Genomic DNA, 22,427 nt, shown 5'->3' on the forward strand with positions numbered 1-22,427 from the left:
GATCACCTGACGCATCCACGGGAACGGATCACCTCATGCACACCACCACGCGTACCCTCGCCGCCGCCGCGGCACTCACCATCGGTCTCACCCTCGCCGGCTGCTCCACCAACAGCACCGGATCTTCCGACAGCTCCTCGTCCTCGTCGTCAACGTCGGCGGCGTCGGCACACAACGACCAGGACGTGATGTTCACGCAGGGGATGCTGCCGCATCACCAGCAGGCGATCGAGATGAGCGACATGCTCCTCGACAAGGGCTCCGACGTTGACGCCGATGTCGTCACCCTCGCCAACCAGATCAAGGCCGAGCAGGCACCGGAAATCAAGATGATGACCGGTTGGCTGAAAACCTGGGGTGAACCCACCGCGACCTCGAGCATGTCTGGGATGGATCACTCCTCGATGTCGAGCGGGATGATGTCCGACTCCGACATGGACGCCCTCGACAAGGCCTCCGCCGCGGACGCCGGGAAGCTCTACCTCGAGCAGATGGTCGAACACCACACCAGCGCCGTCGACATGGCCAAGACCGAAGTTGACAAGGGCAAGAACACCGACGCGATCGCCCTGGCGAAGTCGATCGTGTCGAGCCAGACCGAGCAGATCAGCCAGATGAAGGACATGCTCGCGTCGATGTGACCCCGGCGTGGGCCGCGGTGATGCCCCCCCTCACTGCCGCGGCCCGCGACTGGCCCCGCCCCTACCAATGGGACAGTACGCACTGTATGGTCATCACATGCTGACCAGTGCTTCCCGCGTTGACGTCATGAACCGGCTCGGTCGGGCGATGGCGGACCGGACCCGATCCCGCATCCTGCTCGAACTCCTGGATGGGCCGGGGTACCCGGGAAGGCTTGCGGAGACGCTGGGCCTCACGCGGTCGAACGTGTCGAATCATCTGACGTGTCTGCGTGGGTGCGGCATCGTCGTCGCAGTACCGGAGGGACGGTCAACCCGGTACGAGATCGCTGACCCGAACATTGGGGCGGCCTTGCACGCCCTGCTCGACGTCGTTCTCGCCGTCGATGACGGTGTCGACTGCGTTGATGACGACTGCGTGGTCGAGATGAGCTGCGAGGTCTCCGCATGACCGCCACGACCGCCGTCGGGACGCTGCAACCGGATCGGAAGCGCATCCTGCAGCGGCGCATCCGGTGGCTCGTCGCCGCGACGATCACCTACAACGTCATCGAAGCGATCATCGCGATCGCCGCCGGCACGGTGTCGTCGTCGACGGCGCTCATTGGGTTCGGTCTGGACTCGATCGTCGAGGTCCTCTCCGCCGCAGCCGTCGCGTGGCAGTTCGCCGGCCCGGACCCGGAGGCGCGGGAACGGGTTGCGTTGAAGGTGATCGCGGTGTCCTTCTTCGGTCTCGCGCTCTACGTCACCATCGACGCCATCCTGAGCCTGACCGGTCTCCGCTCCCCGGAGCACTCTACGGTCGGCATCATCCTGACAGCAGTCTCGCTGCTGGTGATGCCCGGGCTGAGCCTGTTCGAGCGCCGCACCGGCAAGGAACTCGGATCCGCGTCCGCCGTCGCAGACTCGAAGCAGACCCTGATCTGCTCCTACCTCTCCGCCGCGGTCCTGATCGGCCTGCTGCTGAACACCCTGTTCGGATGGGCCTGGGCAGACGCTGTCGCCGGTCTCGTGATCGTCGTCTTCGCGGTCCGGGAAGGCCTGGAAGCGTGGCGCGGGGAAGCGTGCGCCGTTCCCGCCTCGGTCCTCACCGGGGAACGCGAACACCACGACGACCACGACCACTGCTGCTGACACCGCCTGCGACCAACGGAGAACCGGATGACGCACGACCACGCTCACGGCAGCACCATCAACCGGAAACGGCTCGCGATCGCGTTCGCGATCACCAGCACCGTCCTCGTCGCCGAAGTCATCGGAGCGATCTGGACGGGGTCCCTGGCGCTCCTGGTCGACGCGGGCCACATGCTCACCGACGCCGGCGGGCTCGGTGTCGCACTGCTCGCGACGACCCTCGCGATGCGGCCCGCCACCTCCCGCCGCACCTGGGGGTATGCACGAGCGGAGGTCCTTGCCGCGACCGCGCAGGCCGCGGTTCTGCTCGCAGTGGGGCTTTTCGTCCTCGTCGAAGGCATCCAACGCCTGGTCACACCGCCGGAGATCCCGTCCGCGGGACTGCTGATCTTCGGCGTGATCGGGCTTGCCGGGAACCTCGTATCGATCCTCGTCCTCGCCTCCGGGCGGGGCGCGAACCTGAACCTGCGGGCCGCGTTCCTCGAGGTCGTCAACGACGCTCTCGGCTCGGTCGGGGTCATCATCGCCGCGATCGTCATTGCCATCACCGGCTGGGGCGGCGCAGACGCGATCGCCGCGATCCTCATCGGCGTGCTGATCCTGCCGCGCGCGTTCGTGCTGCTGAGGGACGCGGTCAACGTGCTGCTGGAAACCACACCTGCCGGTCTTGATCTCGACGACGTCCGCGCCCACCTTGAAGCGCTCGAGCACGTTGAGGCGGTGCATGATCTGCACGCCTCTCAGATCGCGTCTGGGCTGCCCATCCTCACCGCGCATGTCACCATCACCCGTGACTGCTTCCGCGACGGTCACGCACCGGAGATCCTCGACCAGCTGCAGGCGTGTGTCGCGGAGCACTTCGACGTCAGCGTCGAGCACTCCACGTTCCAACTCGAGCCCGCTACCCACCGGGAACACGAACACACCCCGCACGCCTGAACTGTGCGGCTTGACAGCATCAGTGACAATGGATGCGGCCGTATTGGTATGGCCACCACTCCCATGACGACACTTCGCCACCTCCCGCTCCGGCTGCTCCGCGCAGTCACCGCGGTCATCGCTGCCGTCCTGCTGCTACTCGGCGCCGTCACCCTGCAGAACAACGCAGCCCACACCGACACCGCCGTCACGACCCTCACCGCAGCACCGGCCAGCACCGCGAACGTCGGGCACGTGGAACCGCCGACGGTGCACATCGATGCCCACGACGGTGTCGGCGGGATCTTCTGCGCCCTACTTGGGCTCGTCGCGCTCGTCATCACGACGGCGATCACCCTCGCCCTCGCAAGCCGCATCGGGCAGCGCCAGAGGCCGTTGTTCACCCTGTCCCGGGTCCTCGCCCGTGTGCGACCGCCGCGGACGTTTGAGCGGTGGTCTGCGGTATCGCTGACCGGGCTCGCCATCGCCCGCATCTGATCAGCCTTCCGGGCGACCCCGATCATCGGGGCCGTCAGCCGTGCCCTGCCCGCACTCGCCCCGGAATCGCTTGATCGGAACCGTGACCACCACCATCCCCACCCCTTCCCTGCCCACTCACCTCACTCGCCGCGCCGCCCTCGACGCCGAACGCGCCGCAGCCCGCGGCCTACGTCGACCCGTGCGCAGCAACTCACTGAACCGCGCAGACCGAACCCGTCGCCGACGGGCGGCGCCTTCCGTGGACGCATCGACCGGCGCTGCCGCTGTGATGGTGCTCTTCGCATCCGCGGCGCTCCCGGCGCACACCGCTGCAGCAGCCACGCCGGAGGCTGTGGTCGCACCGGCCCTGAACGGCCAGAGCCTCACCGTCGCAGCATCGGCGCTCGACCCGACCCTGCAGCGAGACGGCTTCACGGTCACCACCCGCGCCGCGGCGGCGGTGGCGCAGCAAAGCTCGGCGCCGGCTCCGGGGGCGTCGAAGCCAGGGGCGGTGCAGTGGCCGTTCCCCGGTGGCGCGCCGTTGAGCTCGGGCTTCGGCTACCGGCTGGCGCCGTGCGCCACCTGCTCAACGAACCACCAGGGGCTCGACCTCGTGCCCGGCGCCGGCACTCCAATTCAGGTCGTCGCCGATGGCGTCGTCCGGATCGCCGGCCGGCACTCGGAGTTCGGCCAGTACGCCGTTATCGACCACCGCGTCAACGGCCGGCTCGTGTCGACCCTGTACGCACACATGGTGATCGGTTCCTCACCGCTGTCCGCCGGTCAGCTCGTCACCGCCGGGGATCTGGTGGGCCTGGTCGGTTCCTCCGGCCGCAGCACGGGCGCCCACCTGCACTTCGAGGTCCGCGCCAACGGCACCACCCCAATCGACCCCGCTGCCTGGCTGCGCGCCAACGCCGCCAGGATGTCCTGACGAAAGGCTTTCCCGTGCGTCTGCGCGCTCTCGCCCTCACCATCTTCCCGATCGCTCTTGCCACGGCGCTGCTCGTACCGGCCGCCCCGGCTGCTGCGCACGACGCGCTCGCCTCGGCGACACCGGCCGTGAACGGCACCGTTTCCGGCGACCTCGACCAGGTCACCCTGACGTTCTCCGAAGCCCCACTCGCCGGTCTGGAATCGGGCCTGATCATTCAAGTCACTGGACCCGATGGTGCCGAAACCTCCACCGGCACGGTCCGTGTGGATGGCAGCACCCTGACGAAACCCGTCGACCTCACCAAACCCGGCACGTACAACCTCGGCTGGCGCAGCGTCTCCGTCGACGGTCACCCCATCTCCGGCACCTACCAGTTCACTTCCACCGGAGCACCCACCGCCCCAGCCAGCACCCCCACCGGCACGCCGACGGCATCAGCTGCCCCGGAGCCGGCATCCGCCACGGAACCGTCCGCCACGCCTACGGCCGCTGCAGACAGTGCGCGAGACACCGGGCCCGCGGTGTGGGTACTCGCCGGCCTGACCGCGGTGCTGTTCCTCGCGATCATCGCCGTGCTGCTCATCACCCGACGCCGACCGAAGAGCACCGAATGATTCGCCGCAGCATAATTGCCGCGGTGACCGCGGCCGCCATCGTGGGCGCTGTTCTTCCCGCATCCACTGCCGCCGCCGCGCCGGCACCGACCTGGGCTGACGTGCTCGCAGCCCGCGGCGACGAAGCAGCCGCGACAGCCAAAGCCGCCGAACTGACCGCACTCATCGCCACGCTCGAGGGTGAGACCGCTACAGCGGCTGCAGCGGCCAAAGCGCGCGGCAAGGAGCTGCAGGAAGCCCAAGACGCTGCCGATGAGGCTGCCGGCCGCTACGACAAGCTCACCGAGCAGGCCGCCCGCGCCCGCGAAGACGCCGCCGGCGCAGAAGAGCAGATCGCGTCCTGGTCGGGCTACCTGTCCCGTTCCGCCGGACGTGACCTGTCCGTCAGTGTCGGGACCGACACTGGAAACCTCCTCGAACGGCTCGGCACCGCGGCGAAAGTCACCGACACGATGAACGCCGCCCTCGAGGACGCTGCCACCCGTGCCGGCACTGCGACCGCGCTCGGACGGCAAGCCGCCGCCGCACGAACGGCCCGCGACCGGCTCCGCAACGACGCTGCAGCTACCTTCCAAGCGGCGACCACCGCTGCGGAACAGGCGGCGGCCGCGGAAGCGACGCAGCGCACCCGGAAGCGCGAGCTCAGTGACCAGCTCGCTGTCCTCCGTAACCGGACCCTCAGCACCGAGGCGGCGTACACGGAAGCGGAACGCCGACGCGCCGAGGCGGCCCGTGCCGCCGCAGCGGCCGCCGCTGCTCGTGCTGCGCAAGCACGCCCGCAGCCGGTGACCAATCCCGGTGCTGTATCGGCGGCCGGATGGACGATGCCGATCACCTCGTACGGGTCGTACCAGTCGTACGGGAACCGCCTGCACCCCGTGCTCGGCTACTACCGCATGCACGCCGGCGACGACTTCGGCACCCCCTGCGGCACCGGCCTCTACGCCGCATCCGCCGGCACCGTCACCTACGCCGGCCCGTACGGCGGCTACGGGAATCTCATCACCATCGACCACGGCAACGGTGTCACCAGCAACTACGCCCACATGTTCCCCGACGGTGTCCTCGCCCGCGCTGGCCAACGCGTCAGCGCCGGACAGAACATCGCCGCCGTCGGCAACGCCGGCCTGTCCACCGGCTGCCACCTCCACTTCGAGATCCGCCAAAACGGTGCCGCCATCTCGCCCATGCCGTTCCTCAACGCCCGCGGCGTCTGACCCCTAGGAGCCCACATGACCCGCAGTGCCCGTATCGGGATCACCTCCGGCATCATCGCCGGCGTCATCGTCCTCATCGTCGTGATCGCCGTCATCATCCGCCTCAGCACCCCCAGCACCGCCACCCCAAGCGCCGCCGACATGACCGCGTCCCCGGCCGCTCCGCTCGTCCGCGACGACACGCACATCCTGGGAACGCCCGGCACCAGCGGCGTCACCGTTGTCGAGTTCCTCGACTTCGAATGCGAAGCGTGCGGTGCGTTCTACCCCTACGTCGAACAGCTTCGGAAGGACTACGCCGGCGACGTGACCTTCGCGTTCCGCTACTTCCCCCTCCCCGGCCACGGCAACGCCCGAAACGCCGCCAACGCGGTCGAAGCCGCCGCCCGGCAAGACCAGCTCGAACCCATGTACCAGCGCATGTTCACCACACAAGCGGAATGGGGCGAACGCGGAACGGACTCCCAAGCCAAACGATTCCGCGGTTACGCAAAGAGCTTCGGCCTCGACATGAGCCAGTACGACCGTGATGTCGCCAGCAAGAGCGTCCGGGACCGCATTCAGCAAGACGTCACCGACGGCGCTGCCCTCGGGGTGCAGAGCACCCCCTCGTTCTTCGTCGACGGTGAACTCGTGCAACTGAGCACCTACGACGACCTCGAGCAAGCCATCACCACAGCGCTCGAGCGGCAGGATGGCTGATGGCGCCCCGACCCGGACAGACACAGCCCCACCCGAGCCGCCTCCGAGGCACGCTGATCAGCGCAGCAGCTCTGCTCGTCGCGGTGGCCGTCGCGGGCTGTTCGGACAGCAGCAATGACGACCTTTCCGGGCAGTACAAGTCCGGCACAACCCAGAACTACGTCTCCGGCGACGGCGCTGTCACCCAAGTACCGCCTGCGGGCAGAACCGACCCCATCAGCTTCGACGTGACCGCCAGCGACGGCAGCCGCTTCAGCTCTGACGGCCTCGTCGGCACCGTCGTCGTCATCAACTTCTGGTACGCCAGCTGCCCGCCCTGCCGAGCGGAAGCGAAGCACCTCAACGCCGTCAACGACCGCTTCCAGGATCAAGACGTCCAGTTCATCGGTGTCAACGTGCGCGATCAGCAGTCCACCGCCGAGGCATTCGAGCGTCGCTTCAACGTCCGCTACCCGTCGGTCATCGACGCGAATGAGGGGCGCATGCAACTGGCTCTATCGGGCCAAGTCGCACCAAATGCGGTCCCGACGACGATCGTGCTCGACACGAAGGGTCGCGTCGCAGCGCGCGTGCTCGGGGCTATCGACGGCCCCGGCACGCTCTCCGCGCTCGTCACCGACGAACTCGGTACCTAAGCACCCGCCGTCCGCCACCGTAGGACGCGGCGGCATTGCTGCGGGTCAGCGCGACGGCGCAGTGATCAAACCGGCGAGAGTGTCGAGCGCGCCGGGCACGAGGGAGAAGTACGCCCACGTGCCGCGCTTCTCGCGGTGCAGGATTCCCGCGTCGACGAGGACCTTGAGGTGGTGTGACACGGTCGGCTGTGACAGGCCGAGCGGTTCCTGCAGGTCACACACGCAGGCTTCGGCGCCGTCGTGCGCGGCGACCATCGAGATGAGTCGGAGCCGCGCCGGGTCCGCGATCGCCTTGAGCGACTTCGCGAGGACCTCGGCGGATGCCTGGTCCATCGCCTCGGTCGTGACGGGCGAGCAGCACGCGGTGACGTCCTGAATGGGAAGCAGCTCGATCGTCATGACCTCATCCTCCCATGGACTTCGACACGCGTCTATATTTACGCACATCGATATCGACGTGCTTCGATGTAGCTGCCGGCTCTCGGCTCCCGCTCGATCCGTGAAGGACCAGCCTGATGACTCACCTCCTCGCCGTCGGCGGCAGCGACGCCGGCATCGCCGCAGCGCTCCGCGCCCGTGAACTCGACCCGACCACCGATGTGACGGTGGTGCTCGCGGACGAGTTCCCGAACTTCTCCATCTGCGGCATCCCGTACTGGGTGTCCGGCGACGTCGCCACGGAAGCGTCCCTCGCGCACCGCACCCGCGCGGACCTCGAAGCCGCCGGCATGACCGTCCGCTCCTCCACCTGGGCCTCCGCCGTCGACGTCCACCGCCGCCGCCTCACCGTCACGGGCCCCGCCGGGGAAGAGGAGATCTCCTACGACGAGCTGCTGATCGGGACCGGCGCTGAGCCGGTGCGCCCGGCGGGGGTGCCGTTCGGTGAGCCGGGCATCCACCTGCTGCACTCCATGACCGACGCCGAGCAGGTCGTCGCCGCCCTCGAGCTGCTGCCGGCAGGGAGCCGGGTCGCGGTCGTCGGCGCCGGGTACATCGGCCTGGAGATGACCGAAGGGCTCGTCGCACGCGGCTTCGACACAACGCTGGTCCAGCGCGGACCGGAAGTGCTCTCCACCCTCGACCCAGAACTCGGCTCCCTCGTCACCGCCGAGGTCCGCCACCACGGCGCGACGGTCCTCACCGGTGCCACCGTCACGGGCATCACCCCGGGCGGCAACGGGCAGTGGCGTGTCGCCACCAGCTCCACCTCCGGTGACGCGGAGGGCACGTTCGCGCTCGTCGTGGTCTGTGTCGGCGTCCGTCCCGTCACGGACCTCGCGGTCGCCGCGGGCGCGCATCTGGGGCAGGGCGGAGCGATTGTCGTCGACGCGTCCATGCGCACCGGGGTGCCGCACGTGTGGGCTGCCGGCGACTGCGTCGTAACCCACCACCGGCTCCTCGGCACGAAGTGGTTGCCGCTCGGGACGACCTCGCACAAGCAGGGTCGTGTCGCCGGGGAGAACATGCTCGGCGGTTCGAGGACGTTCGCCGGTTCGGTGGGGACGCAGGTGGTGAAGGTCTTCGACCTCGTTGCCGCCCGCACCGGCCTCCGCCAGCACGAGACCGCACCGCTGGAGGTGTCCGCATTGACGCGGGTCACGGTGGCGGATGACCACAAGCGGTACTACCCGGGCGCCGTCCCGCTGACGATCAGCGTCACCGGCGACCAGGCCACCGGTCGGCTGCTCGGTGCGCAGATCGTCGGGCAGCGCACCGCGGAGATCAGCAAGCGCATCGACACATTCGCCACCGCCCTCCACGCGGAACTCACCATCGACGACGTCATCGACCTCGACCTCAGCTACACGCCGCCGCTCGGGTCCCCGTGGGACGCCGTACAGATCGCCGCGCAGGGCTGGGAACGCGCCGCCGCCGCAACGAACCACGCTGCAGCGAACCAGGCCGGGGTGCCTGCCTGATGGTGATGGCTGTAGTCGCTGCGGCGATCTTCGTCGCGACACTCGTGGTGGTGATCTGGCAGCCCAAGGGCTTCCCGATCGGCTACACCGCGCTCATCGGCGCCGTCATCGCCCTCGCCACCACCGTCGTCGGACTCTCCGACATCCCGACCGTGGTCGGGATCGTGTGGAACGCGACGCTGACGTTCGTCGCGGTGGTGTTGATCTCGTTGATCCTCGACGAGGCCGGGTTCTTCGAGTGGGCTGCGCTCCACGTTGCCCGCTGGGGCCGCGGCAACGGACGGCTGCTGTTCGTCCTCATCGTTGGCCTCGGCGCCGTCATCGCCGCGGTGTTCGCCAACGACGGAGCCGCGTTGATCCTCACCCCGATCGTCGTCGGGATGCTCCGCGCGTTGAAGATGCCGCAGAAGGCGGCGCTCGGGTTCATCCTCGCCACCGGGTTCATCGCCGACACCGGCAGCCTGCCGCTGGTGGTGTCGAACCTGGTCAACATCGTCTCCGCCGACTACTTCCACCTCGGCTTCGCCGAGTACGCCGCCGTCATGATCCCCGTCGGCATCGTCTCCGTCCTGGCCTCCCTCGGGATGCTGCTGCTTTACTTCGGCAAGAGCATCCCGAAGCGGTACAACGTCCTCGCCCTCACCAGCCCCACCGCCGCGATCACGGACAGGGCGACGTTCCGCGCCGGTTGGGTCGTCCTCGCCCTGCTGCTCGTCGGCTACTTCGCCGCCGACCCACTCGGTGTGCCGCTCGCGGCCGTCGCTGGTGTCGGGGCGGTCGTGATCGTGCTCGTTGCCGCCCGGCAGCCCGCGTTCCTCTTCGCCCGCGCCCAGGCCGCACCGGTCCTGGTCACCACCGGCGGCACCGCCACCGTCCGTGCCGCCGGTGGCGGTGCGGGTGCGCCGTCGGGGCGGGTGATTCCGGTATGGAAGACGATCCGGGAGGCGCCGTGGCAGATCGTGCTGTTCTCGATCGGCATGTACCTCGTCGTCTACGGCCTTCAGAACCAGGGCCTGACCGACCACCTCGCGACGCTGTTCGACGTGTTCGGCGACCACGGGGTGCTCGTCACGGCGCTCGGCGTCGGGTTCACCATCGCGATCCTCGCGTCCCTGATGAACAACATGCCCACCGTCCTCATCGCTGCCCTCGCCATCGGCGGTGCCGGCGCGACCGGGCTCACGCACGAGGTGATGGTCTACGCCAACGTCATCGGCTCCGACCTCGGCCCGAAGATCACCCCCATCGGCTCCCTCGCGACCCTGCTGTGGTTGCACGTGCTGGAGAAGAAGGGCATCCACATCGGGTGGGGGCAGTACTTCCGCACCGGCATCGTCCTCACCGTCCCCGTCCTCGCCGTCACCCTCGCCGCCCTCGCCGGCTGGCTCACCCTCATCCACTGAACCCGGAAAGACACACACCCATGAGTGACAAGCCCACGATCCTGTTCGTCTGCGTCCACAACGCCGGACGCTCCCAGATGGCCGCCGGCTACGCCCAGGCCCTCGGTGGCGACCGCGTCGAAGTCCTCTCCGCCGGCAGTGAGCCGAAGGACCAGATCAACCCGATCGCGATCCAGGCGATGGCCGAAGACGGCATCGACATCGCCGGCAACCAGCCGAAGATCCTCACCACCGACGCCGTCCGCGACTCCGACGCCGTCATCACGATGGGCTGCGGCGACGCGTGCCCGATCTTCCCCGGCAAGCGGTACGAGGACTGGGAACTCACCGACCCCGCCGGCCGCGGCATCGAGGACGTCCGCCCCATCCGGGACGACATCAAGCACCGCGTCCAGACACTCCTCGCCGAGCTACTGCCCACCGAAGCAACCGCGTAACGACCAGGAAGCCGCAGACCATGACGCTCACCCTCACCGTCCCACCCCGGACCGACGCGGACCGCCTCACCGGACTCCCCGTCGCCGTCATCGGCGCCGGCCCCGTCGGACTTGCCGCCGCCGCGCACCTGGTCGAACAGGGCCTCCCCGTCGTCGTGTACGAAGCTGGCCCGACGGTCGGGACGAGCGTCCGTGCCTGGGGGCACACCCGTCTGTTCTCCCCGTGGCAGTACGTCATCGACCCTGCCGCCCAGCGACTCCTGGAAGCCACCGGCTGGGAAGCACCCCGGGCATCATCCCTGCCCACCGGCCACGACCTCGTCGACACGTACCTGGCACCCCTGGCAGCGACCCCGCAGCTCGCACCGGCGATCCAGTACGGCACCCGCGTGGAAGCGGTGTCACGGCAGGGCATGGACCGCACCCGCTCCACCGGCCGCGCCGACACCCCGTTCCTGCTCCGCCTCCACACCGCCGACGGCGTCACGGACGTGACCGCGCGTGCGGTCGTCGACACCTCGGGCACCTACACGTCCCCGAACCCCCTCACTGCCGCTGGGCTCGCACCCGCCGCGGACCTCGGCGACCGGGTCGTCCACGCACTGCCTGACGTCCTCGGCGCCGACCGTGACCGGTTCACGGGGAAGCGGGTCCTCGTCGTCGGTGCAGGCCACTCCGCCGCGAACACCCTCATCAAACTCGCCAGCCTCGCGAAGACCGCGCCGGGTACCGAAGTGCTGTGGGCTGTCCGGAACGCCGGCACCGCCCGGCTCGGCGCCGACGCAGCCGACGGGCTCGCCGCCCGCGGTCAGCTCGGCTCCACCGTCCACGGGCTCGTCGAGTCCGGTCAGGTGCAGCAGATCGCCTCGTTCGAGATCGACGATGTCCGACTCGACGGCGACCAGGTCACCGTCACCGGCCGCCACGCCGGCGAAGTCTTCGCGGTGACCGTCGACGTGATCGTGAACGCGACCGGGTTCCGGCCCGACCTCAACATGCTCCGCGAGATCCGGCTCGGCCTCGACGACATCGTCGAAGCGCCCCGAGCCCTCGCACCGCTGATCGACCCGAACCTGCACTCCTGCGGGTCCGTGCCACCGCACGGCGTCGCTGAGCTCGCGCACCCGGAGCCGAACTTCTTCATCGCCGGGATGAAGTCCTACGGCCGCGCACCCACGTTCCTGCTCCTCACCGGGTACGAGCAGGTCAGGTCCATCGCCGCCGAGCTCGCGGGCGACCACACCGCCGCACGCCTGGTCGAACTCGTCCTCCCAGAGACCGGTGTCTGCTCCACCGACATCGGTGGCAACTCCTGCTGCACCACCCCCGCCGCCACCGCTACTCCTGCCGCTGAGGACGCTGCCTGCTGCACTCCGCCAGAGCTGACTACTGACAGCCCTTCGTGCTGCGCCAACTGACCGGAGGCGCGCCCGTGACCTCGAAGCCCACCGTCCTGTTCGTCTGCAAGCACAACGCCGGCCGCTCACAACTCGGCGCCGCCCTCCTCGAAATCGCAGCCGCCGACCGGTACACGGGCACTTCCGCCGGCATCAGCCCAGCCGGCGAGGTGAATCAATCGATCGCCGCGACCGTCGGCGAACTGGGCCTCGACATCACCGGACGCGTGCCCCGGCGCGTGACGCCCGAGCTGCTCGAGCAGGCGGACATCGTCGTCCTCATGAAGCCCGGCCTTGAGCTGCCTGCAGAACCACACGGCACGGTCTTGGAGTGGTCGTTCCCTGACCCGACCTCCTGGTCGCCAGACGACGTGCGGCCGATGCGGGACGCCGTCGCGGCACGCATCGAACGAGAACTCCTGCAGCCGTAGCGACCAGCCCTCCCCAATAGGGAGCGAAAGTCAGAAGCATGACTCAGGGCGAAGCTGCCTACTGTTGTACATCGCGAAGCCCATGCATCGTGCTGTGGCTGGAGGGGGGGATGTCATGCCAAAGGATCCAGAACGGCAGCCGTTCGAGGATGCGAGGGCGCAGGTGCGCTGGATGATAGAGCAGCAGAACCGGCAGCCCAGGGTCTTCATGGCAGTCAAAGATCGGGATCTGATCACGCTGATGGATCGGTTCGCGGGACCGCTCGAGTTCCACTCGATGTTGGTCGCCGGGCAGCTGATGGCCGAGGTGAGCCGTCGCCAGCTGTGGGACGCGGTCCTGGAGCGACGGACCGCGATGCTGTTTCGTATGCACCCCGCTGAGGATGTTTCTGCACTGCGGGACAAGGCTCGGGAGTCGCTCGATCACTTCCGGAACGAGCACTTCCCGATCGATCCCGACATTTTCGGGGAGGACGGGTCAGACGCGGAGCGGGGCTGGAACGGGTACATCCAGTTCTGACCTCGACATTCGTGAGGTCCTGCCGCCCCCTCCAGCGCACGGCCTCAGGGCACGGCGAGGTGCACGTGCCGCGTGCACGGGTGAGGGGTAAGTCGGAAGAGATGAGGAGCACTTCGGCGCAGAAGCTAAATCAAGCGCCGCGTCTCGAGTAGTTCCAGCAAAGGCTGCACGTGTCGGCCCGCAGTAAGCCACTCGACGGGTGTCGCCGGCTCTCCTTCGATCTGCGTGTACGAGTGCGGCGTCGTCATGAACCCGAGGATCGACGTCGGGTGCATGTCGTCATCGAACGCTCCGACCAGCGACGACATGTAGTTCAGCGATGGCTGGTCCGGGTCGTCGGTGAACTGCCATGCGGGAAACAGAAGCTCGTCGTCGCATACGAACGCGAACAGGTCGCCGAACGCGAGGTCGGTGAGGACCCGTCCCGTTCCGACGTCCAGCCAGTCGGCCGCTTCCTCCAGGGTGAGGGAGGCGCTCATTGCGCGCTGCCAAGAGTGGCGTTCGGCTGCGGCGAGCTCTCCGCGCGCGACCGCAGCCTTCGCGGCTTCATACCGCGCTCGTGTACGGAACACGGACTCGATGAGGGCGTCTTCCTCGTCAGGCGTGAGCTCGCGGCCTATTCGCCGCCGCGGCGGGTTGTGGCGCGGCCCGAAATCTCGACCGCCGGCGTGAACTCCGATCAGTCGCCTGTAGGCGCCGTCTTGCCGGGGTGGGTCGAGATCGCGGTCCCGGGTGATCAGCACAGCGTCGTCGGCATCCGCGAAGTCCATGGTGGCGGTGTTGCGGACGCTGTCGGGCAGGTCTTCACCCGTCAGGGCGGCGATAGCAACACGTGCGCGTGCGCGCGCGATCTGTATCCGTGACGTCATCGGGCACTCCCATCTTGCGTGACGTATTGGTCCCCCACGGAGGCCGCCTGGAGGGATGGGTGAGCTGAGGTTGATTGCGAGACGCGAAGGGACGGACCCGTGTGCATCCGAGGGGTTCCTACGGCCAGCCCGCGGCTTCGAGATGGTCGAGGACGACCTGGACGTCGCCGCCGATCGTCAACCACTCGACGGGCGTGAAGGACTCATCGGTCCCCTCTATCTCGAGGTCCGCGTTGTACATGTAGCCGAGGATTGTGGAGGGGTGCTTTTGCTCGCCCCACGCCGGCGTGAGTCGAGCGAGGCCGGGAAGGACAGGTATCGCTGGGTCATCGGTGAACTGCCACGCCGGGTACCGCAACTGACCGTGGCAGACGAAGGCGGTCACTTCTCCCGCGGCGAGGCGCGCATGCAGTTCCGCGTCGCTGATGCCCAACCAGTCCGCGGTCTCCTCGGCCGACAGTGAGGCGATGATGCCCTCTAGCTCGGTGCGACGCTCAATCTCGTTGAGCTCGCCGCGAGCGACTTCTGCCTTCGATTCGTCGTACTCGGCGCGGGTCATGCTTCCGGAGCGGATGAGGAACTCCTCCTCCTCGCGCGTCGCCTGTCGTCCATTCGGGCCAGCCAGTAACCCATCGACTCGGCCGAAGTCGCGACCGTGCGCGATGACACCAAGAAGCGAGGCGAAGGTCGGGTGGGGTTCGTTCATCTCAGTGACGCCCGTCGATTCGTCGATTCGTCTCGTAAACGAGGGAGAATGGTGGCGCTGGCCTGGCGGGAAGTCGGGCCGGGAGGGCGACGGGAACCGGGAGCTACCATGGCTTGTAGGCAGGACTCACAGGGGTCGTCATTGACCCCGTGGCACGCGACCGCCAAATCGCGTGAAGTGCCCACAAGAACCCAGATTCCTATGTCCGATCCGAGCGAGATTCGCGTCGGATCCTTCCACGTGCCCGCGGGGCGCGCAACTACCGTTCCGACGCTCGAAGTGAACGTTGGAGCGCAACCGTGAGCACATCGACCCCAGGTCGCCGGATCGGCCGTCCCCCGAAGGTCGTGAAGGATCAGGCGAGGGCCGACGCCCTTCTTGATGCGATGCGAACAGCGGAGCGAGTTCTCCGCGAGACGACTGAGGAGCGCGTCCGGCTGGCGCTGGAAGCGTACGAGGAAGGTCTCACGTTGGACGCCATTGGGGAGGCGCTTGGCGTGAGTAACGTGGCGGTCGGGAAGTGGGTCCGGGCTGCAAGGGATCACAAGACGTCGCACCGTCGTTGAACCTCCCGCTCGGTTGTTTTTCAAACTAGATTCACATTAGTGTGCCGCCATGAGCACACCGCTGTCCATCACCAACTGCAGACCGTGCGGGCGGTGCGGCCGTAATAGCGGCGACCGCCTCCGGTCTCTGTCCGGCCTCGAGGGCGCCGCAGCGTGAGCGCGCTTTCGGTCGTCGCCAATCCCCCCGACGAACCAGACCGCCCCAGCCAATCGCCGCGTGTGCGGATCCCCGGAGTCCCTCCTGCATGGGCTGGGGAGCTTGGGCTTGCGCTCCTCCGCGACAGCGAACGGTTGGCTCGACGCGGCCGAACACGCGTGGGTGAGTGGGACGTAGACCCTATGGCGATGCTGAACTCCTGGGCGGCGAAACCCCGGCCCACGACGAATCGCGTGGTAGCCGTGGTCCAGGGGCTGCGGGTGCGAGTGCATCGGCCGTGGTCGACGTACCGGTTGAAGCCAGCTCGACCTTCCGCGGGCGTGGTTGCTGGGTACTCGACCGACGGACGCATCGTCGGAAGCGTCCAATTGCCCGATCTGACAGCTGAGTTGCTGCGCGCTGCCCATCCCATGCGCGAGTTTTCTCGACGGCTGACACAGGAGCACAAGCCGGTCGCCGTGTGGACGCACACGAACGGGTCGCTCGTTGGTGCGGAGTCGCATCTGGAGCGCGACTTCATCACTCTCGCCGACTTCCACCCAGCGGTTCGATACATCGGCGGTCAGCCATTCACGCTGGCGTTCGCGCCCGGAGCTCCTTGCAAGCTGCATACCCCAGACCTGGTTCTTCTCGGGGACGGGTTGCCGCCGCTGGTCGTGGACGTGAAGAACCCCGAGCAGGCGGCAACGCAGAAATGGCAGGAGCGTGCCGCCGTGATCCGCGACGTCTTGGCCGAGGCGGGTATCGGGTACGAGACCTGGACGGGTATGCCGCGGCTCATGCAGGCGAACCTCGAGAACTTCACCGAAGCGCGCGTCCCGGAGCCGTCATACCGACGGTGGGCGCCGGTCGGCCAAGAGCTCTGCTCGGAGCCGATGCCGGTTGTCGAACTCGTGGCACGCATCGCGGCGCAGGGTTACGAGCCGGGCTTTGCGCTGATGCTGATCCGGCGGATGCTGTGGCGACGCGACCTGCGCACCGACATGCGGCTGCTCTTCCGGTCAACCTCGATCGTGTGGACGGTGAACCCGTGACGAAGGACTCGGAATGGGTCGCGAGGCTCCGCGTCGGCATGCCTGTGGTGTTCGACGGAGAGCTAGTCTTCGTCCGGTCGTGGGCGGACGGTTGGGTGCAGTTCGTCGACGCCGCCAACCGTCTCGTGACTCCCCGACCGCTGCGAGCGGTCGCCAAGGCTCTCGCCAGTCCGGGCAACCCGCCCCCAGTGTCGATGCGGCTGCACAACCTCGAGTCCCATCTCAGCGAGCGGGCGCTCGACAAACGTGACGACCACCGTGCCTTGATCCGCTTCATCGACTCCGGGATCGCGCCATGGCAAGGCGCGGAGGAGGCGCCCACACGAGACGTTGACCCAAAGATCATCCGAGTTGACCAGAAGCGCCTCGCCGCAGTCGCCCGACGCATTGCGGAGCACGACGAGGTCTCTTACGAGGCCGCCCGGAAACGCATCAGGCGCGCACTCCAGCGAGAAGCGGCTGGACCCGCTGCGACCGTCGACGGTCGCTTCATCCGAGAACGCAGCCTCGGCCGCAACACCGACATCCCTGAGCTGGTCGAGCGGTTTCTCCTTGAGCGGGTGTTCGACCCCGCCCTTCACACGCAGACGCAGTACCTCGAGTTCCGGCTGTGGATGACCCAAAACGCAACCGACGTGAAGGAGTCGCCGTCGGAGAGAACCTTCTACCGGCTGGTCGGGCGTCTACACAAGCGGATGCCGCACTTGAAGACCAAGTCGAAGACGAAGCATGGGACCGAGCAAGCGCCGAAGCAGTCGTTCGCTCCACGCCATCCCGAACGACCCGGGAGCCTCTGGCAAATCGACGCCACCACCTCCAATGTGATGGTGTGGGACCCGAAGGATCGTTCTGGCAAGGGTCGCTGCTACCGGGTCACGTTGGTGAAGATCATCGACTCCGCAACACGGATGATCGTCGGCCGCTCCATCACCGAGCATGCTTCCGGCGTCGGAGCGGTGCTCGCCCTTGCCGACGCGTTCGCGTCGATGGTGGACGACCGCGAGACGGTGACCGTTGACGGGCGCGTCTACCCGCGACCCTTCGTCGGACTGCCGCGCGCCCTCACCCGCTGGCCGATCCCGCCGCGACGGCTGATCACGGACAACGGCAAAGACTTCCTCTCAGCGTTCCACGTCGCTCAGCTCGCGCGACTGGGATGCGAGGTCGAGTTCGCTCGGATCCGCGACCCGCGAGCCAAGGCGCTCATCGAACGGAGCTTCCTGAGCTACAAGACTGAGTTCGAGGAGTTCTGCGCAGGCTACGTCGGCGGGTCGACCGACGAGCGCGGCCTCGACACCGAGGCGCTCCTCACCTGGGAGCAGCTGTGGGAACGCGACCAGCAATGGACCGACCTCTACAACTTCCGCGAGCACCGAGGTCTCCGTGCTGAACTCGGACGACGCATCAGCCCCTACCAACGCTGGGCGGAGCTGGTCGGCGAGACGGGATTCGTGGAGATGCCGAAGTGGGAGAACGAGTGGATCCGCTTTCTCCCGACGTTCACATCGAAACTCCGCAAGTACGGCATCACGCGCCGACAGGAGGTCTTCAACGCGCCCATCCTCGAGACACTGCTGCGCACCCCTGGCGCCACGCGCGACGGCAACTACACGTTCCACTACAACCCGTCGGACCTCCGGCAGGTGTACTGCTTCGACCCGGACGGCGCTGCGTGGGAAGTGCCATGGGTTCTGCGCACCGAGGACACCCCCCGGTTCTCGGACCACTCCCTCACCGCCTTCGCCGAACAGACCGGAGACCTGACGATGCGCCGGTTCGAGTATCAGGACCGCATACTGCAGCTGCTCATCCAGTGGCGAGCCGACGACGCACTCCTGCGCGCGAACAGGTCGGAGCTGTCCCGGACCGACGAAATGACCGCGGCCGCGTACCGCCGGCTGCAATCGCTTGACTCGGGCACGGTGATCCCGAGCGACATGGACTACGACCTCGAGACGATCTTGGACGAGGCGGGAAATGGCGGCGACGATGACTTCGATGACCTGGATGAACTTGACGACCTGTTCGGGCGATTCGCATGACACTCGTCCAGCAGGGCCTCCTGCCGACGTCGGTCCGGCGGCTGTTCGGCGAGGATCCCTATCCGGAGCAGAGCTGGGCGCTGATGGCCGAGCAGGACCGATCCTTCGTTCTTGGTGCCGCCGGCGCTGATGTTCCCGATCCTGGCCTGCTGCAAGTTGGAGCCGGGCCGGACGAGCGGCGCCGGCATCGTGCTGCGCTCGAAGACTGGCATCACTCCTGGCCGTACCTTCGCACCCGCCAGACTGCGGGAGCCGAGATGCAGTACCGCACCGTCCGAAGCCCGCAGCCTCGCCGTACCGCCGACCCCATCCCGATCACGCTTGTCACCGGGCCGCCCGGCACTGGGAAGACAAAGCTGATGCGCCGCATTGCCGCAGAGACGATGTGCCACGCGGCCTGGGACGCCCGCATCGGCATCAGTGCACCACTGCACGATGACGGCCTCTTCGCTGCGCCGCGTCGGGACGTCGTCGTCGTGGACCTGCCAAAGAAGCAGGCGGAGCAGCAACTCTTCGCTCTCCTCTGCCAACAGGTCGGAGCACCGTTCGACAAAGACGCTCGCGCAGCATTCGGACGAGCAGTCGACCGCCACCGCATCCGGTGGGTGTTCGTTGACGAGATTCAGTTCATCAACTTCGACGGTCAGACCGGCAAGTACGTCCACGACGGTTTTAAGTCGCTGCAGAACATGGGCGTCCGGGTCGTCCTCGCCGGCCACGACATGCGCCAGCAACTCGCCGCACAACGTAGTGGTGCCCGAGAAGCAGCACGGGTCCAGTCCGAAGCGCGCTGGATGCTCATCGAGCTGGAGCCGTACCGGCGCAGCACCAAAACCGAAATGGCCGAATGGAGGAAACTGCTGCAACGCATCGAGCAGCGGATCCGGCTTAGTGGTCACAAGCCGGGAGAAGCGGTGCTCAGCGAGGAGTTCGAGGAGTACCTGTGGGTCGCGACGCTCGGGTACATGAGTCACGTGTCGACGCTGGTGTCGGGCGCCGTGAACGTTGCGGCGGCGACGGCTGATCAGCGCATCACCCGGAAGATTCTCGACATGGTCGCTGTGGAAAAGCGGGCGCAGGACGGCCGTGCACAGCGCCTACAGCTGTGGGACGCCGGCCGGTTCTCGTTCCGCCAGAGTTGGCGTTGAGGTGAGGGCGTCGTACCGGGGGCCGGACGCGTTAAGCCGTGTCGACACGGTCCCGTTCGGGTTCCGGACGACCGTCGTGCCCGGCGAGTACCTGCCGAGCTTGCTACTGCGGATTGCTGCCTACGTCGGCGAGCCCCCGGTAGCGATCAGCCGTTGGTGCGGTCTTGGAGCGCTTCGGTGGGAAGACCGGCGTCGGCTCGACATGATTCTGCCGCCCGAGGTCGCGCGCTCCATCGGAATCGCGATCGGCTGCAGCAGCAACGAACTCATGGACGGGATGATGCGGTCGTTCATAAATGACGCGCTCGCACCGGGCGTCGACGGTCTCCCCGCGCATGCGAAGAACTGGACCAGAGGATCCGGAACCCGGTACTGCCCACAGTGCCTGGCCGCCCGGCCAGCTGTCTTCCTCGCGCACTGGCGCTTGTGGTGGTCATTCCTTTGCGAGACGCACCTTGTGCCGCTGCACGACACCTGCCCTGCCTGCGGGAAGGGGATTCCAGACCCCGCGCTCATGGAAGCACACCCTGTCGACCCCTCGAGCTGCCGCGCACACCTAAACGATGCCAGCAGATGCGGTCACGACTTACGGGCCGCCTGGCATGAAGCACCGTTCGACAACTCTGCTCCCGTCGTCCGGGCGCAAGTCGCGATTTCGGCCGCTTGGAAACGCGACCGAGAGACGCTGGAGGTCTTCATCCCAGACGTACAGCACCTCTTCCCCACGCTGCGCGGCGTCGGCATCGCACTCCTCGCCGCGAACGACATCCCCCTCATCGCCGAGCTTGCCGAGCTCGACCCGTCGCAGCTGCAAGGTCTCTTCGACGAGACCGCTCGAGTCGGAACGGCGCCTCCGAAGAACGCGTTGGCGATGGGGGCGCTGATGGCAGCCTCGTTCACGCTCATGTTTGCCCGGGAGGAGACAGTGCGAGCCGTTATTCGCCGGCTCACGTTCGCGCGGCCATCCGAGCGGGGGCAGACCGAACGCAGCCCTGGCAGCGCCGCGACCCTCCTCGGCTACTGGCCCGGCGTCGGACCGCGTTTCCGAGGCCGCATCCTCCGAGCCATCGATCAGGACCTCCCCGCGATGCAACGCCTCGTGACCGGTAGCGCGGTGCGAGCAGAGTTCGACGAACCAGCCGTCGCCGCCTACATCGGCTTCCTGACGGCCCACGACTCCCTACGCAACCCAGAGTGGACCGCGGACCACATCCCACCACTGCTCTGGACAAACTGGGCGGTACCGCTGAGCGTGGCCGGCGGCGCCGACTCCGAAACCCTCCAACGATCACTCGCGCTCGGACTGACTGCTGCTCTCGCTGGCACCCACCGAGACGCACCTGACCCCGAGGTGATCGCCGGCATCGGAAGACGACTCCGACCAGCCATGCTCGGCGCACCCACCCAGACGACCGCGATCCTGCGCCAACTCGGCGAGCTCGCCCGCTACCTCGCAGCGTCCACACCGCTCATCAACTACTCGACCCGGCGCCGACACTTGCCGTGGTGGCAACTCCTCGACCAGACGCACTGGGACATGATCTGCGCGAGCGTCGGCACCTTCACCGGCAGCCGCCAACGGCTACTTAACGCACGCCGATACCTCTACCTCCGAGCCACAGCGCAACCCACCAGCGCCCTCCCCGTTCCTTGGGCGGTCACAGCCAACGGTCGAGATGCCGCGGAGTACACCGACTTCCAGATCCGCATGACCGCACAACTCCAACTCGCCCTCGACGCATATCTAGAGGCCTGGTTGGGAGTCACGATCGACGCCGTGAACGCATACGACCGAGGCAAAGGCACATGCCCCACCGCTGTGTGGGAGCCCCCGCGCTGGGCCGGTCCGGAGGTCGTGCACCTGGGCCCTGAGCTCGACGATATCGACGTGCCGGCACTCCACGAGCTCGTCGGCTCCGGCGTCACGACGGTCAGAGCCCTCGCCGCAGTCGTGCAGCGCACTCCGCAGCACGTTCGCTGGGCGCTCAGGAAGCATCCGGTGCCGTCCGACCAGCCGGTCTTCCCTATCGATTGGAGCCTGCATCTACGCGAGGTCCCGTGGTGGCCGTACCTTCCGATCATGCGGACGCCACAGCGAGCTGAGTGCGGCTTCGGCCAGGACGTTACCTTGCTGGTGCCATTCGGCTGGCACGGCGCTCGCGTACGCAGCGGAGTGCGCGGCAACCAGTTCGTCGATTGGCATTGACAGAAGGGTTCTACGGCGCAGGCCGATCAATCTACAAGGAAGAACAGCGGTGGCAAGATGTACGGTCCGACATCGGACTGCACGTACTCTGCAACGCTCCGACTCAGCACGCTGGAAGTACAGCGCCGCGTTCCTCAAGGTTCAGCGCAGGGGAAAGAAGACCCCGGGTGTGGGGGTCGTATCGTCCGCGCGAAGATGAGCGGGCAGGGACGCCCGCTCACGGCGTCATCATCGTGTCGGAACACGTGAGGACCCGCGCAAGCAGTGCGCTGCTCGGGGTTCTCGGGCTCAAGTCTTCCCGTAGACACCGCTGG

Annotated in this window: 24 protein-coding genes; 21 read left to right on the plus strand and 3 right to left on the minus strand. The window is 67.5% G+C overall.

Annotated elements, in window-relative coordinates; genetic code table 11:
• The first annotated feature begins 35 nt into the window (after positions 1 to 35).
• From EDF64_RS09765 to EDF64_RS09810, 10 genes are all read left to right on the plus strand, one after another.
• Positions 36 to 641, plus strand: coding sequence for a DUF305 domain-containing protein (locus EDF64_RS09765; protein WP_133519782.1), 606 nt, complete (start codon positions 36 to 38; stop codon positions 639 to 641).
• A 97-nt stretch (positions 642 to 738) separates the two neighbouring features.
• On the plus strand, positions 739 to 1,092 hold the full coding sequence (cmtR, locus tag EDF64_RS09770) for a Cd(II)/Pb(II)-sensing metalloregulatory transcriptional regulator CmtR (protein ID WP_133519783.1): 354 nt from the start codon (positions 739 to 741) through the stop codon (positions 1,090 to 1,092).
• Positions 1,089 to 1,775: a cation diffusion facilitator family transporter gene (locus EDF64_RS09775; RefSeq protein WP_133519784.1), complete on the plus strand. Its 687-nt coding sequence runs from the start codon at positions 1,089 to 1,091 to the stop codon at positions 1,773 to 1,775. Before cmtR ends, EDF64_RS09775 begins: the two co-directional genes overlap by 4 nt.
• 27 nt (positions 1,776 to 1,802) lie before the next feature.
• Positions 1,803 to 2,714 (plus strand): cation diffusion facilitator family transporter, encoded by a 912-nt coding sequence (locus EDF64_RS09780; protein WP_133519785.1) that lies wholly within the window; start codon positions 1,803 to 1,805, stop codon positions 2,712 to 2,714.
• A 48-nt stretch (positions 2,715 to 2,762) separates the two neighbouring features.
• Positions 2,763 to 3,191 carry a hypothetical protein gene (locus EDF64_RS09785; protein ID WP_166645671.1) on the plus strand — a complete coding sequence of 143 codons (429 nt, stop codon included), beginning with the start codon at positions 2,763 to 2,765 and terminating at the stop codon, positions 3,189 to 3,191.
• 241 nt (positions 3,192 to 3,432) lie between these two features.
• Entirely contained in the window at positions 3,433 to 4,107 is a 675-nt protein-coding gene (locus EDF64_RS09790; protein ID WP_133519787.1) for a M23 family metallopeptidase, read from the plus strand.
• 14 nt (positions 4,108 to 4,121) lie between these two features.
• Positions 4,122 to 4,724, plus strand: coding sequence for a copper resistance CopC family protein (locus EDF64_RS18175; protein WP_166645672.1), 603 nt, complete (start codon positions 4,122 to 4,124; stop codon positions 4,722 to 4,724).
• Complete coding sequence (locus EDF64_RS09800) at positions 4,721 to 5,941, plus strand: M23 family metallopeptidase (protein WP_243736327.1); 1,221 nt, start codon at positions 4,721 to 4,723, stop codon at positions 5,939 to 5,941. The genes EDF64_RS18175 and EDF64_RS09800 overlap by 4 nt, the downstream gene beginning before the upstream one ends.
• Positions 5,942 to 5,956: 15 nt before the next feature.
• Entirely contained in the window at positions 5,957 to 6,643 is a 687-nt protein-coding gene (locus tag EDF64_RS09805) for a DsbA family protein (RefSeq protein ID WP_133519789.1), read from the plus strand.
• Positions 6,643 to 7,278, plus strand: coding sequence for a TlpA family protein disulfide reductase (locus EDF64_RS09810; protein WP_133519790.1), 636 nt, complete (start codon positions 6,643 to 6,645; stop codon positions 7,276 to 7,278). The genes EDF64_RS09805 and EDF64_RS09810 overlap by 1 nt, the downstream gene beginning before the upstream one ends.
• 45 nt (positions 7,279 to 7,323) lie before the next feature.
• On the opposite strand, the gene EDF64_RS09815 is transcribed toward EDF64_RS09810, so the two are convergent.
• The gene (locus tag EDF64_RS09815) at positions 7,324 to 7,677 is read right to left on the minus strand and encodes an ArsR/SmtB family transcription factor (RefSeq protein WP_133519791.1); all 354 of its coding nucleotides are present in this window, start codon (positions 7,675 to 7,677) and stop codon (positions 7,324 to 7,326) included.
• 116 nt (positions 7,678 to 7,793) lie between these two features.
• On the opposite strand from EDF64_RS09815, the gene EDF64_RS09820 reads away from it, so the two are divergent.
• The 6 genes from EDF64_RS09820 to EDF64_RS09845 all read left to right on the plus strand — a co-directional run bounded on the left by EDF64_RS09820 (position 7,794) and on the right by EDF64_RS09845 (position 13,385).
• Positions 7,794 to 9,197 carry an FAD-dependent oxidoreductase gene (locus EDF64_RS09820; RefSeq protein WP_133519792.1) on the plus strand — a complete coding sequence of 468 codons (1,404 nt, stop codon included), beginning with the start codon at positions 7,794 to 7,796 and terminating at the stop codon, positions 9,195 to 9,197.
• A gap of 5 nt (positions 9,198 to 9,202) precedes the next feature.
• Complete coding sequence (locus tag EDF64_RS09825) at positions 9,203 to 10,600, plus strand: arsenic transporter (protein WP_133519793.1); 1,398 nt, start codon at positions 9,203 to 9,205, stop codon at positions 10,598 to 10,600.
• Between the two features lie 20 nt (positions 10,601 to 10,620).
• Positions 10,621 to 11,037, plus strand: coding sequence for an arsenate reductase ArsC (locus tag EDF64_RS09830; RefSeq protein WP_133519794.1), 417 nt, complete (start codon positions 10,621 to 10,623; stop codon positions 11,035 to 11,037).
• 20 nt (positions 11,038 to 11,057) lie between these two features.
• A complete protein-coding gene (locus tag EDF64_RS09835; protein ID WP_133519795.1) occupies positions 11,058 to 12,455 on the plus strand; it encodes an NAD(P)-binding domain-containing protein in 1,398 nt (465 codons plus the stop codon).
• A 14-nt stretch (positions 12,456 to 12,469) separates the two neighbouring features.
• Entirely contained in the window at positions 12,470 to 12,865 is a 396-nt protein-coding gene (locus tag EDF64_RS09840; RefSeq protein ID WP_133519796.1) for a low molecular weight phosphatase family protein, read from the plus strand.
• A 115-nt stretch (positions 12,866 to 12,980) separates the two neighbouring features.
• Entirely contained in the window at positions 12,981 to 13,385 is a 405-nt protein-coding gene (locus EDF64_RS09845) for a hypothetical protein (RefSeq protein WP_133519797.1), read from the plus strand.
• A gap of 125 nt (positions 13,386 to 13,510) precedes the next feature.
• Here EDF64_RS09845 and EDF64_RS09850 read toward each other — a convergent pair whose 3' ends face one another.
• The gene (locus tag EDF64_RS09850) at positions 13,511 to 14,254 is read right to left on the minus strand and encodes a hypothetical protein (protein WP_133519798.1); all 744 of its coding nucleotides are present in this window, start codon (positions 14,252 to 14,254) and stop codon (positions 13,511 to 13,513) included.
• Between the two features lie 118 nt (positions 14,255 to 14,372).
• Positions 14,373 to 14,960 (minus strand): hypothetical protein, encoded by a 588-nt coding sequence (locus EDF64_RS09855; protein WP_133519799.1) that lies wholly within the window; start codon positions 14,958 to 14,960, stop codon positions 14,373 to 14,375.
• 299 nt (positions 14,961 to 15,259) lie between these two features.
• Between EDF64_RS09855 and EDF64_RS09860 the strand changes: the two genes are divergently transcribed.
• From EDF64_RS09860 to EDF64_RS09875, 5 genes are all read left to right on the plus strand, one after another.
• Entirely contained in the window at positions 15,260 to 15,526 is a 267-nt protein-coding gene (locus EDF64_RS09860; RefSeq protein WP_133519800.1) for a hypothetical protein, read from the plus strand.
• Positions 15,527 to 15,865: 339 nt separating this feature from the next.
• Positions 15,866 to 16,717: a hypothetical protein gene (locus EDF64_RS18180; RefSeq protein ID WP_166645673.1), complete on the plus strand. Its 852-nt coding sequence runs from the start codon at positions 15,866 to 15,868 to the stop codon at positions 16,715 to 16,717.
• Positions 16,714 to 18,759 carry a DDE-type integrase/transposase/recombinase gene (locus tag EDF64_RS09865; RefSeq protein WP_166645674.1) on the plus strand — a complete coding sequence of 682 codons (2,046 nt, stop codon included), beginning with the start codon at positions 16,714 to 16,716 and terminating at the stop codon, positions 18,757 to 18,759. The genes EDF64_RS18180 and EDF64_RS09865 overlap by 4 nt, the downstream gene beginning before the upstream one ends.
• Complete coding sequence (locus EDF64_RS09870) at positions 18,756 to 19,907, plus strand: ATP-binding protein (RefSeq protein ID WP_133519802.1); 1,152 nt, start codon at positions 18,756 to 18,758, stop codon at positions 19,905 to 19,907. Before EDF64_RS09865 ends, EDF64_RS09870 begins: the two co-directional genes overlap by 4 nt.
• Before the next feature lie 76 nt (positions 19,908 to 19,983).
• A complete protein-coding gene (locus EDF64_RS09875) occupies positions 19,984 to 22,113 on the plus strand; it encodes a TniQ family protein (protein WP_166645675.1) in 2,130 nt (709 codons plus the stop codon).
• The last annotated feature ends 314 nt before the right edge of the window (positions 22,114 to 22,427 follow it).

Source organism: Curtobacterium flaccumfaciens, from assembly GCF_004361695.1.
GTDB lineage: Bacteria > Actinomycetota > Actinomycetes > Actinomycetales > Microbacteriaceae > Curtobacterium > Curtobacterium flaccumfaciens_B.

Coding starts and splice junctions, on each gene's coding strand:
- EDF64_RS09765 (WP_133519782.1), top strand. CDS start 36: ATGCACACCACCACGCGTACCCTCGCCGCCGCCGCGGCACTCACCATC.
- cmtR (WP_133519783.1), top strand. CDS start 739: ATGCTGACCAGTGCTTCCCGCGTTGACGTCATGAACCGGCTCGGTCGG.
- EDF64_RS09775 (WP_133519784.1), top strand. CDS start 1,089: ATGACCGCCACGACCGCCGTCGGGACGCTGCAACCGGATCGGAAGCGC.
- EDF64_RS09780 (WP_133519785.1), top strand. CDS start 1,803: ATGACGCACGACCACGCTCACGGCAGCACCATCAACCGGAAACGGCTC.
- EDF64_RS09785 (WP_166645671.1), top strand. CDS start 2,763: ATGGCCACCACTCCCATGACGACACTTCGCCACCTCCCGCTCCGGCTG.
- EDF64_RS09800 (WP_243736327.1), top strand. CDS start 4,721: ATGATTCGCCGCAGCATAATTGCCGCGGTGACCGCGGCCGCCATCGTG.
- EDF64_RS09805 (WP_133519789.1), top strand. CDS start 5,957: ATGACCCGCAGTGCCCGTATCGGGATCACCTCCGGCATCATCGCCGGC.
- EDF64_RS09810 (WP_133519790.1), top strand. CDS start 6,643: ATGGCGCCCCGACCCGGACAGACACAGCCCCACCCGAGCCGCCTCCGA.
- EDF64_RS09815 (WP_133519791.1), bottom strand. CDS start 7,677: ATGACGATCGAGCTGCTTCCCATTCAGGACGTCACCGCGTGCTGCTCG.
- EDF64_RS09820 (WP_133519792.1), top strand. CDS start 7,794: ATGACTCACCTCCTCGCCGTCGGCGGCAGCGACGCCGGCATCGCCGCA.
- EDF64_RS09825 (WP_133519793.1), top strand. CDS start 9,203: ATGGCTGTAGTCGCTGCGGCGATCTTCGTCGCGACACTCGTGGTGGTG.
- EDF64_RS09830 (WP_133519794.1), top strand. CDS start 10,621: ATGAGTGACAAGCCCACGATCCTGTTCGTCTGCGTCCACAACGCCGGA.
- EDF64_RS09835 (WP_133519795.1), top strand. CDS start 11,058: ATGACGCTCACCCTCACCGTCCCACCCCGGACCGACGCGGACCGCCTC.
- EDF64_RS09845 (WP_133519797.1), top strand. CDS start 12,981: ATGCCAAAGGATCCAGAACGGCAGCCGTTCGAGGATGCGAGGGCGCAG.
- EDF64_RS09850 (WP_133519798.1), bottom strand. CDS start 14,254: ATGACGTCACGGATACAGATCGCGCGCGCACGCGCACGTGTTGCTATC.
- EDF64_RS09855 (WP_133519799.1), bottom strand. CDS start 14,960: ATGAACGAACCCCACCCGACCTTCGCCTCGCTTCTTGGTGTCATCGCG.
- EDF64_RS18180 (WP_166645673.1), top strand. CDS start 15,866: ATGGCGATGCTGAACTCCTGGGCGGCGAAACCCCGGCCCACGACGAAT.
- EDF64_RS09870 (WP_133519802.1), top strand. CDS start 18,756: ATGACACTCGTCCAGCAGGGCCTCCTGCCGACGTCGGTCCGGCGGCTG.